At 68.8% G+C, this 10,832-nt stretch carries 8 protein-coding genes; 1 reads left to right on the top strand and 7 read right to left on the bottom strand.

Going from position 1 to position 10,832, the window contains the following annotated elements:
- Nucleotides 1-21: 21 nt before the first annotated feature.
- The gene (locus tag AC5Y5Z_RS21310) at nt 22-2,550 is read left to right on the top strand and encodes an ATP-binding cassette domain-containing protein (RefSeq protein WP_499927362.1); all 2,529 of its coding nucleotides are present in this window, start codon (nt 22-24) and stop codon (nt 2,548-2,550) included.
- 1 nt (nt 2,551) lies between these two features.
- On the opposite strand, the gene AC5Y5Z_RS21315 is transcribed toward AC5Y5Z_RS21310, so the two are convergent.
- From AC5Y5Z_RS21315 to AC5Y5Z_RS21345, 7 genes are all read right to left on the bottom strand, one after another.
- Nucleotides 2,552-3,112, bottom strand: coding sequence for a pentapeptide repeat-containing protein (locus AC5Y5Z_RS21315; protein ID WP_499927364.1), 561 nt, complete (start codon nt 3,110-3,112; stop codon nt 2,552-2,554).
- Nucleotides 3,113-3,117: 5 nt separating this feature from the next.
- On the bottom strand, nt 3,118-3,687 hold the full coding sequence (locus AC5Y5Z_RS21320) for a GTP-binding protein (protein ID WP_463825943.1): 570 nt from the start codon (nt 3,685-3,687) through the stop codon (nt 3,118-3,120).
- The gene (locus AC5Y5Z_RS21325) at nt 3,668-4,036 is read right to left on the bottom strand and encodes a DUF742 domain-containing protein (protein WP_463825942.1); all 369 of its coding nucleotides are present in this window, start codon (nt 4,034-4,036) and stop codon (nt 3,668-3,670) included. Before AC5Y5Z_RS21325 ends, AC5Y5Z_RS21320 begins: the two co-directional genes overlap by 20 nt.
- Complete coding sequence (locus AC5Y5Z_RS21330; RefSeq protein ID WP_499927366.1) at nt 4,012-4,443, bottom strand: roadblock/LC7 domain-containing protein; 432 nt, start codon at nt 4,441-4,443, stop codon at nt 4,012-4,014. Before AC5Y5Z_RS21330 ends, AC5Y5Z_RS21325 begins: the two co-directional genes overlap by 25 nt.
- A complete protein-coding gene (locus AC5Y5Z_RS21335; protein ID WP_499927368.1) occupies nt 4,440-7,088 on the bottom strand; it encodes an ATP-binding protein in 2,649 nt (882 codons plus the stop codon). Before AC5Y5Z_RS21335 ends, AC5Y5Z_RS21330 begins: the two co-directional genes overlap by 4 nt.
- A 207-nt stretch (nt 7,089-7,295) precedes the next feature.
- Complete coding sequence (locus AC5Y5Z_RS21340) at nt 7,296-8,831, bottom strand: adenylate/guanylate cyclase domain-containing protein (protein WP_499927370.1); 1,536 nt, start codon at nt 8,829-8,831, stop codon at nt 7,296-7,298.
- An 83-nt stretch (nt 8,832-8,914) separates the two neighbouring features.
- The gene (locus AC5Y5Z_RS21345; protein ID WP_499927372.1) at nt 8,915-10,630 is read right to left on the bottom strand and encodes an alpha/beta hydrolase domain-containing protein; all 1,716 of its coding nucleotides are present in this window, start codon (nt 10,628-10,630) and stop codon (nt 8,915-8,917) included.
- Nucleotides 10,631-10,832: the final 202 nt, after the last annotated feature.

Here is a 10,832-nt window from a genome sequence, read left to right on the forward strand (position 1 = left end):
TTGCACCCCTAATCTAGGCTGATGCAGCCATCCTCATCACCGGTCCTGACCGTGCGCACGGAGCGTTCACACCGGGACTTCGCGCCCGGATCGGACGTCATCGTCGGCAGTGACCTGCGCGCCGATCTGCGGGTGGCGCACCCTCTCGTCTCGCGCGCCCACCTGGTGCTGCGTTTCGACCAGGGCCGCTGGATCGCGATCGACAACAACTCCCAGAACGGGCTCTTCGCCAACGGCCGCCGGATGCAGACGCTCGACATCCAGGACGGCCAGGCGCTCAACCTCGGCAGGCCGGATGGACCCCGCGTCACCTTCGCGGTCGGCCACCACCACGGCAACGTCGGCGTTCTGCCGCCGACGGAGCGGTTTGCCGTGATCAATCCCGCCGCGGTGGGCGCGGGAGCCCCGCCCATGCGTCAACCCGGCGGTCAGACGCCGCCGCGGGATGCCGCACAACGCACCTCGGCCATTCCGCTCATCTCCCCCGAACGGCGCGGGCCGGCCACCCAGCCCCCCACCCAGCAAGCTCAGCCCACCCTGCAGCCACCCACCCAGCAGGCTCAACCCGTCCTGCAGTCGCCGGCCGCCCACCCGACCGAGGCCCTCACGGTGTCGCAGGGTCCCCCGGTCAGCCGCCCCGCAGCCGGCGGCGGAACCGCCCGGATCGGCCGCGCAGCCGACAACGACATCGTCATCGCCGATGTGCTGGCATCGCGCTATCACGCAGTCATGTCCCAGACGCCGCTGGGCACTGAAATCCGCGACAGTAGCGTCAACGGGACATTCGTCAACGGAATCAGGATCGGGTCGGCGATCCTCAGCGAAGGTGACGTCGTCACCATCGGCAACGTCGACTTGGTGCTGACCGGCGGTGTCCTGGTGCGCCGCACCGAAGCCGCGACCCGCACCGGTGGTCTGGAAGTCCGGGACATCGTGTTCGCGATCGACGGCAAGCGGCTGCTGGAGAACGTCGCGATGACCGCGCGGCCGGGGACGCTGACCGCGATCATCGGCGGCTCGGGGGCCGGCAAGAGCACCCTGTCGCGGTTGATCGCCGGTTACACCACGCCCAGCTCGGGCACCGTGACCTTCGAAGGTCACAACATTCACACTCAGTACGCGTCGTTGCGCAGCAGGATCGGCATGGTCCCGCAGGACGATGTGGTGCACCGGCAGCTGACGGTCAACCAGGCCCTCAGCTACGCCGCGGAGTTGCGCCTGCCGCCCGATACCAGCAAAGAGGACCGCGCCCAGGTGGTGGCGCAGGTGCTCGACGAGCTCGGGCTCACCAAGCACGCCGACACTCGCGTGGACAACCTGTCCGGTGGACAGCGCAAGCGCGCCTCGGTGGCGCTCGAGCTGCTCACCGGACCGTCGCTGCTGATCCTGGACGAGCCGACCTCGGGTCTGGACCCCGCCCTGGACCTGCAGGTGATGACGATGCTGCGGCAACTCGCCGACGCCGGTCGGGTGGTGCTGGTGGTGACGCACTCGTTGACCTACCTCGACGTCTGCGATCAGGTGCTGCTGATGGCCCCGGGCGGCAAGACGGCATACCTGGGCCCGCCCGCCCAGATCGGCGACGTGATGGGGACGACGAACTGGGCCCACATTTTCGCCAAGGTGGGCGCCGACCCGGACGAAGCCAATCGGCGCTTCCTGGCCCAGAATCAGCCGCTGCCGGCTGCGGAGGCGACCGCACCGGCCGAACTCGGTGCCCCGGCGCACACCAGCGCGCGTCGTCAGTTCTCCACGATCACCCGCCGGCAGGTTCGGCTGGTGGTCGCCGACCGGGCGTACTTCATCTTCCTTGCGGTGCTGCCGTTCATCCTGGGCGGGTTGTCGCTGACTGTGCCGGGCAACACCGGGTTCGGCCGGGCCGCACCGACCAGTGACACCCCGGACGAAGCTGCCCAGATCCTGACGTTGCTTTCCATCGCCGCCGTCTTCATGGGCACCGCGCTGACCATCCGCGACCTGATCGGTGAACGGGCGATCTTCAAACGCGAACAGGCGGTCGGCTTGTCCACCTGGGCGTACCTGGGCGCCAAGCTGACCGTCTTCACCGTGTTCGCGGTGCTGCAGGCGGCCATCGCCACCCTCATCGTGATCGTCGGCAAAGGGGCTCCCACCCAGCAGGCCCTCGTGCTGGGTAACCCCAGCTTCGAGCTGTTCACCACCATCGCCGCGACCTGCGTGGCCTCGGCGATCCTCGGCCTGGTGCTCTCGTCGGTGGCCCGCTCCAACGAGCAGATCATGCCGCTGCTGGTGGTGTCGCTGATGCTCCAGCTGGTGCTGGCCGGCGGGATGATCCCGGTGACGAACCGGATCTTCCTCGACCAGCTGTCCTGGGCGATCCCGGCGCGCTGGGGTTATGCGGCCTCCGCGGCCACGGTGAACCTGCGCGAGCTGGTGCCCGGTTCACTCAGCCCCGAAGACAGCCACTGGGCGCACACCAAAGATGCCTGGCTGTTCGACATGGCGATGCTGGCCGTGCTGTCGGTGGTCTATTCGGGCATCGTGTGGTGGCGGATCCGGCTCAAGCGCTGACTCAGCCGTCCAGCCGCAGGCCATGCGCCAGCGCGAAGGCCATCGCCTGCGGCACGTCGACCCGTGCGCCGGCCAGCGACGCTGTCGTCCATAACGACGGGTCGACGGCAGCGCCGCGCAGGTCGGCCTCGTCAAGCCGGGTGCCCACCGTCCGCGCACCGCGCAGGTCCGCGCCGCGCAGCACGGCCTTGCGCAGGTCGGTTTCCACCAGGCTGGTCTCGCGTAGCCGGCACCCGCTGAGGTCGACGGCGCGCAGGTCGTTGCCCCCGAGCACCGCGAGCGTGAAGTCCACCTCGTCGAAGGTCACCGGCCGCAGCCGGCACTGCACGAACACCGATCCGAGCATGCTGCACTGCGCAAAAACACTGTGCCACAACGTAGTTCGCGTGAATGTGCAGTTACGAAACGCTGATCCGCGGTGCTGCGACTCGGCCAGGTTGACGCCGCTGAAGTCGCATTCGGTGAACACCACGCGTTCGGTGAGCAGCCGGCTGAGGTCTCCGTCGTCAACGTCGCGGAAGTCCGCGCCGGTGAATTCGCGGTCAGTCCACTGCGGAGGCAACGCGCTCAGCTGGCCAGTCGGGCCAGCGCGTACTCGCTCACCGCGATCAGCGCGTCGGTGGCCGACCGGCGGTCGCGGGCGTCGACGCTGATCACCGGAATGTGCTCGGCCAGCGTCAGCGCTTTGCGCACCTCCCCGACGGGATATCGCGGGGCACCGTCGAACTCGTTGACCGCGACCAGGAACGGCAGCCGGCGGTGCTCGAAGAAGTCGACGGCGGCGAAGCTGTCCTGCAGTCGTCGCAGGTCGACCAGCACGATCGCGCCGATCGCGCCGCGCACCAGGTCGTCCCACATGAACCAGAACCGCCGCTGTCCCGGGGTGCCGAACAGGTAGAGCACCAGATCTTCGGCCAGGGTCAGCCGGCCGAAGTCCATGGCGACGGTGGTGGTGCGTTTGTCGGGGGTGGCTTCGACCATGTCCACGCCGGCCGAGGCGTCGGTCACCATCGCCTCGGTCCGCAGCGGCATGATCTCCGAGACCGAGCCGACGAAGGTGGTCTTGCCGGCCCCGAACCCGCCCGCGATGACGATCTTCGTCGACGCGGTTCCGTGTTCAGAGTGCTCTGAGACCACGCAACGTCCTCCCTATGAGTTCCTGCCGCTCGTCGCGGGTCGAGCGGTCGGTCAAGGTCCTGTGCACCCGAAGGTAACCGTCGGTGACCAGATCCCCGATCAGGACGCGCGCAACACCGACCGGCAAATCCAGCCGGGCCGACACTTCGGCGACGGACGGGCTGCTCACGCACAGCCCGACAATCCGGCCGCGCACGTCGTCGGCGGGCCACCCATGGGCGTGCCCGGACGGCAGCGTCTGCACCGGCGCCTCCAGCGGAAGGTCGACGTCGGTGCCGGTGCGCCCGGCCGTCAAAGTGTAAGGGCGGACCAGGCTGGGCGGCGCTAGCGGTGGGTCGCGTTCGTCCATCGCGGCTCGGGTTCGGCGCGGCGGGCGGACTGCACCACATTGCCCACCTGTTCGACGAGGATGGCCATCTCGTAGCCGATCTGCCCGATATCGCACGACGGCATGGCCAGGGTCGCCAGATGCGACCCGTCGCCGACGCGCATCAACAGCAGAAACCCGTTCTGCATCTCGACCACCGACTGCAGCACCTGCCCGCCTTCGAACAGCTGCGCGGCGCCGGCGGCCAGGCTGGCCAGCCCGGATGCCACCGCGGCCAGCTGGTCGGCCCGTTCCCGGGGCAGGTGCTCGCTGGCCGCGACCGGCAACCCGTCCACCGACACCAGCAGCGCGTGCGCCACCCCGGGAACCTCACGCACGAACTTCGACACCAGCCAGTCCAGCGGACTGTAGGACGATTGGACCGTCACTGCTGCTCGCCCCCCTCGGCGCCGGAGGTGTGCGACCGGCCGGAACGCACGCCGCTGAAGTGGCTGCCGATCGACGCACGGACCGCTTCGGGATTGCGGTGCAAGCCGCCGTTGGACACTTCGCGGTCGTCGGCCTCGGCCGCGCCGGGTACCAGCTGGGCGCCGGGGGTGCGCATCGGCAGGCCGGCATCGGTGCGGGTCTCGACCGGCTTGTCCTCAGCCTCGGCGGCCGCGGTCCAGCCGCGGTCCCACACCGTCTGCCAATCCAGGTCGGGGCTCTGAACCAGGTCGTGCGGGTCGCCCATGATCTCCGAGAGCATCCGTTGATAGATCACGTCGTCGTCATCCGGGCCCGAGGGCGTGAGGTCTGGCGGCGGCGGTTTCGGGGCAGGCGGGGCCGGCGGGGACGGGCGCCGGGCGAAGAACGCCGAGGTGTCCGACGCGGCCGTGGCGGGTTGCGGCGCGGCCGGTTGGGCCGGCGTCACCGGTTGCTGCGGCCCCTTCTCCCACCACGGTGTCGGCAACGGACGCTTCTGCTTGGGTGGCGGCTGCTCGGCCCCGGCCACGGCGTCGGAGGTGATGCCGCTGGACCCCGGACTGCGGCGGGGTAACGCCGTGACCGGCTGCCCCCCGGTGGCGGCCGGCGACACGGGGGCCGCGCCCTGCTCGGCCGGCGGCGTCACCTTGAAGAACTGCCGCTGCGGCGGCGGGGCGGGCTCCGGCGGTGTGGCGCCGACCAGCACCGTCACCGGCAGATACACCTCGGCGGTGGTGCCACCGCCCGCTTCGCCGCCGGCTGGTCCCCGCAACCCCACCCGGACCCCGTGCCGGGCGGCCAGCCGGCCGACCACGAAAAGGCCCATGTGCCGGGCGTTTTCCGGGGTCGGCTCCGGCGTGCCGCCGGGTTGCAGCCGCATGTTCGCCATCCGCCGGTCGGAGTCGGTCATGCCCAGCCCGGAATCTGCAATGCGCAGCAGGACGCCGCCCTCACTGCCGCGGACGGCGGACACCTTCACCGGGGAGGTGGGCGGCGAATAGCGCAGCGCGTTGTCGATCAACTCGGCGAGCAGATGGATGATTCCGCCGGCGGTGGCGCCCAGCACCGTGCAGTCGGGCACCGCGCCGGTTTCGACCCGGCGGTAGTCCTCGACCTCGGAGACCGCGGCGTTGATCACGGTCGACAGGGGCACCGGATCGCGCTGGTCACGGGTGATCTGCGCGTCGGCCAGCACCAAGAGATTGGCGCTGTTGCGGCGCAACCGGGCGGCCAGGTGATCCAACCGGAAGAGGTGGTCGAGCCGCTCGGGATCCTCCTCATTGCGTTCCAGTCGGTCGATCAGCGCCAGCTGCTGATCCACCAGGGAACGGCTGCGCCGCGACATCGTCTCGAACATGTCGTTGACCAGCAGCCGCAGTCGCGCCTCGTCACCGGCCAGCAGCAGGGCCTGGGTGTGCAGTTCGTCGACGGCGTGGGCGACCTGCCCGATCTCCTCGGTGGTGTACACCGCCAACGGTTCGGGAACGGGTTCGGCGCCGGCGCGGACCCGTTCGATCTCACCCTCGAGATCGGTGTGGGCCACCTTCAACGCGCCGTCGCGCAGCATCCGCAACGGCTTGACCAGCGCACGCGCCACCAACAGCACGATCAGCAGCGCGATCCCCATGGCGAGCAGCATCAGCACCGCGTCGCGGACGGCTGCGTCGCGGCGTTCGGTGGCCTGCCCCTGCACCGATCTGGTCACCGCCGCGGTGGCGCTGCCGATGACCTGTTCGGCGATTCCCTGGGTGGTCTGTATCGATCGCAGCAGGTCGGGGTTCTCGACCAGGTCGCTGGCCGGGTCGGACATGATCGACATCCGGGTGACCAGCTGCTGCTGCAGGTTCTTGGCATCCGGTGAACCGGCCCCGAGCACTTCGCTCATCCCGAACAGCGTGGACGGTTCGGTGCCGGCCAGGGTGATCATCGAGTTGCGCAGTTGCGGCTCGGGCAGGTCGGCGCCACGAATGACCAGAATCTGCTGCAACGTCATCTGTCCGCGCGCGCCGACGGCTCGGCTCAGGCCCTGCACCTGGGACCGGATCCGCTCGCTGTCCACCTGCACCGAAGCGGTGATCGCGTCCTCGGCGGTCAGCAGCAGGGGGGCGTAGGTGGTGATGCGGTCGCGCAGACCGATGCTGTTGCTCAGCGCCTTGTCCAGCAGGGCCTGCCCGCCGTTGAGCAAGGTGTCCCCGCCGGTCCGGACATCGGGTATGACGTCGGTGTCCGCCAACCGGGTCTGCAGTTCGTTCTTGCGGGCGGCGAAGTTCTTCTTCGCGCCCTCCACGTCGCGCCCGGTGGAGCTGGCCAGCAGCGCCACGTCGAGCGCCGACATGTACTTGGTGATCGCCGGTATCACCTCGGCCCGGGCCGCGGCCAGCCGCAAGCCGTTCGAATTGGCCAGCGCGCTCTCGACCCGCATCGCCCCGAAGACGGTCGCCAGCACCAGCGGAACCAGCGCGATCGCGAAGACCTTCCAGCGCACCGGCCAGTTGCGCAGCGACCAGGACCGCGGTCGTTTGGCCGACACGTTCGCGGCGGCCGGGGTGGGTGCGAACTCGGGCGGGACCGCCGCGACCTGGTTGGTCGGGCGGGCGAACATGGTCACGTGGGCGCGCTTTCCCGGGGCATCGAGTGAAACGAGAGGCTCATCGAACTTCCTGCTGCTGTATTCGCCGGCAGCTGGCCGCGAATGGAATGCCTGACGATCCGACGAGTATGACAGCCCGCAGCTGAGGTCTCCATAATTGTTACTGAGTAGATAAAGTTCGGCGCAGCGGATTCGACGACCGGCCGGTCAGCAGGAAAAACCGTTCTATCGGGTAGCGCCGAAACGGGCTATCCCACGCAATATCCATGGCGTGCGCTTGGCCATCAGGGCCGCGACGCGGTCCGAGCGGCGCATCGCCGCCCCGGGTCCCGGGGTGGGTGTTGACACCAGTGCCGCCTCGACCGATCCCGGGCGCGCGCCGCCGCGAGCGACCTCCAGCAGCTGCCAGCTGCCGGGCACTCCGCGCAACTCGACGTTGCCACGGTCTTCAAAGCCAATTCCCGAACCCACGACCAGGTCACGCACGGTGCGCGAGACAAGGATTTCGCCGGGACCAGCCTGGCTGAGAATGCGTGCAGCGATGTGAACCGCGATCCCCCCGATATCGCGGTCCAGCAGTTCACACTCACCGGTGTGAATACCTATCCGGACCTCGATTCCCAGCGTCTCGGCATCGCGGCGCAACATCTCCGCGCAGCGGATGGCCTGCGTCGGACCGTCGAAGGTGATGAGGTGGCCGTCACCGGTGCTCTTGACAACTGTGCCGGCGAATCGGCTGGTGAGTTCGGCAGTGACTGCTCCAAAGCGCTGCAGCACCGCGCGCCACCGTTCGTCGCCGGTGGCCGCGACACGTTCGGTCGAGGCGACGATGTCGGTGAACAGCACGGTGCGCAGGGCACGACGTGACGGTGCCGTCTGGCCGTGGCTGCCGGTGAGCAACTCTTCGATTTCGGTCGCGATCCTGTCCGGCTCAGTGAACCATGGCGCGTGGTCTGCTCCATCGAGCTCGAGCATGCGTGCACCGGGAATGTGATCGGCTAGGTATCTGCCCGATTGCACGGGCAGCGCGGGATCGTCGCGGGCGTGGAAAACGAGTGTCGGTGCCGTGATCGTCGGCAGGATCGGCCGCACGTCGATCCGGAATCCCGCTTCCGCTGTTGCCCGCGCCATCCCCGGGCTGGCGCACATGCGCTCCAACATTCCAAGCTGGCGTGTCGATCGGACCGACGAAATGATGCATTTGAGTGCCGCCCCGCTCCCCCATGCATATCGGACGGCGCGGCCGAATTCCTGGCTGTGGGCAATCCATGCCACCGATGGCGTGTAGTTTTCGCCCAACTCACTCAAGATACGTGCCCGCAGTTCTGCCGGATCACATTCCAGGTCGCCCCACCCGTCTGTAACGGAGTACGACGTCGTACCGGTCAGGATCAACGCCCGGGTTCGTTCCGGACGCGTTGCGGCAAAGAGGATGGCCGCCGGACCGCCTTCGCTCACCCCGAGGAGGGCGGCCGTTTCGAATCCGGCGGCGTCCATCACGGCCTGGATCTCGGTCGCACGGTCGTCGAGCGTACGGACTTTGGGCACTGGATCTGACAACCCCACGCCGGCCTTGTCGAACAACAAGACTCGAGCGAACGTGCCCAGCTTCTCCATCAGCGAACCGAATTCGGGCATTGTCCAATACAACTCGACGTGACTGGCGAACGACCCGGCCCAGACCAGGTCAACGGGCCCGTCGCCGACCACCTGATAGGCCAGACTGAGGTCACCGCAGGGCGCATACAACGTTTCCGCCACGAGCAGTGAGCGTAGCGGCGACATCGTCGCAGCACCCGCCAATCAGAATGAAGGCTAAAAAGTCAGGGCTGGGCAGGACATCGCTAAGCGGGGTACTGCGCGACGGTCTTGCGGATCACCGACTCGACCTCGTCGGCCAGCAGGAACCGTTGTACCACCAGATCTTCGGCGGCGGCACGGACCGCCGCAGCGTAGTCGTCGCCGGTCGCGTAGCGGTCGGTGACCGACGGCCGGCCCGGCGCGAAGGCCAGCTTGCTGCCGATGCGCTCGTAGAGCACGTCGGGCAGGTCCTGGTTGTACTGGCGGGCGTTCCAGCCGGTGTACACCGCGAGCGGGGCAGCGACGGCGGGCAGCCGGATGCCGGCGACTTCGTTGCCGTCCTGGTCGACCGCCGACACCAGGTCCACGTGCGACTGGCCGCGGCGCGCCGCCGGGAGCCAGGCCGGCGACGGGGTGTTGGTGTAGCCGAAGTGTGACAGCACGTCCTTGCGAGCGACGGCGGTGCCGTCGGCGGTGCGGGGCACTGCGCTGACCGGGGGCTCGATGCCGTCGACGACCCAGTTCTCCAGCGCGATCAGCAGGGCACGGGTGACCGGTGTGACGTCGAGGTGGTGCACCGGGTTGGCGGCGGGCAGCGCGTCCTTGATCTTGCTGCTGCCGAAGTGGTCGGTGCCGGCCAGCAGGTAGGTGCGCACGTCGGCGTCCTCGGGCAGGTCCTGGCCGGTGTGCGGGTCGACGTGGACCAGCGCGCCGTCGCCCTGCCAGTACTCGGTGGCGCTGTTGGTGAAGATGGTCTTCGGCACCCCGCCGAGGGCGCGCTGCACGGCCAGCAGATCGGCGTTGCTCAGCGGGTCGTTGCTGCCGCGGCCGCTGCCGCCCGGGGCGGAGGGTTGGGCGTAGCGCTGGTTGAATTGGCCGCGGGCGGCGCTGGCGAAGTCGCTGAAGACGCCGTCGAAGACCTGCATCCCGGCCTCGTCGACGTTCAGACCGTCTGAGACGAACTGGCGCAGCAACCGTCCGGCCTGGGAGACGCCGTAGGCGAAGGTGTGCTGGATGCCGTCGGCCCGCAGGTGGCTGACGATGTCGCGGATGGCCAGCAGTCCGGCGCCGGCGACCGGGGCCAGCGCGGTGCGGTAGGTCAGCTCGTACCAGCGGAACGGCTGGAAGCCACCGTCCAGGGCGACGTGGGTCGCGTCGGTGAAACGCCAGGTGCCCCGGTCAATGACGGTGGGCTCGGCGTCAGGTGCGGTGCGCACGGTCAGCACGGCGTGGGGGTCGTCGACGTCGACGGTCGGGTAGTCGGTGAACCTGAACAGCACGTCGGCACCGGGGATGGACTCGATCTCGGGCGCGGTGAAGCTGAGCACGTGGTCGTCCTTGACGCTGTCCGAGCGCCACTCCAGGCGCAGGAAGCCGGGCTCGACATCGGCTTGCGGCGCGGTCAGGCCCAGGGTGGCCGGCCCGCGCTGGACGTCCCACTGCCAGCCGCACGAGGCGATCGTCCAGCCCCGGTCGAGCAGGAAGCCGCCCTTGAGCCAGGGGGCGTTGGTCGGCACGCCGCGGTTGGGGACGACGAACAGCAGCTTGCCGTTGCCGCCGTCGACCGGGCGGATCAGGCGCAGGTCCGCGTCGTAGCGGACCAGGCCGTCGGCGTCGCGGGCGGCCAGCTCGAGGTCGGCGATGCGCGCGTTGGCCAGGTGGGCGGGGTCCACGGCGAAGGTAACCGTGGCCTCTACGTTCTCGTAACGGCTGTCGGTGTGCGGGTAGACGTTGTTCACCTGCACTGATTCGACGGTCATTCTCGGTGCCCCCTGGTTCGGTGTCGGCTTGCTCGACACCGAGATTTCTGCAGGGGCCTTGGAGAGTTCTAAAAGAGTTCTTGGTGAGCAGAGGCTGCGCCGGTGTCACCCGGCGCAGCAGCTGACCCTAATCCGACTTCTTCTTCTTCGATTGCTTGTCGTCATCATCGTCTTCGTCTTCATCGTCGTCGTCGTCGTCATC

The organism is Mycobacterium sp. NGS29 (genome assembly GCF_059812965.1).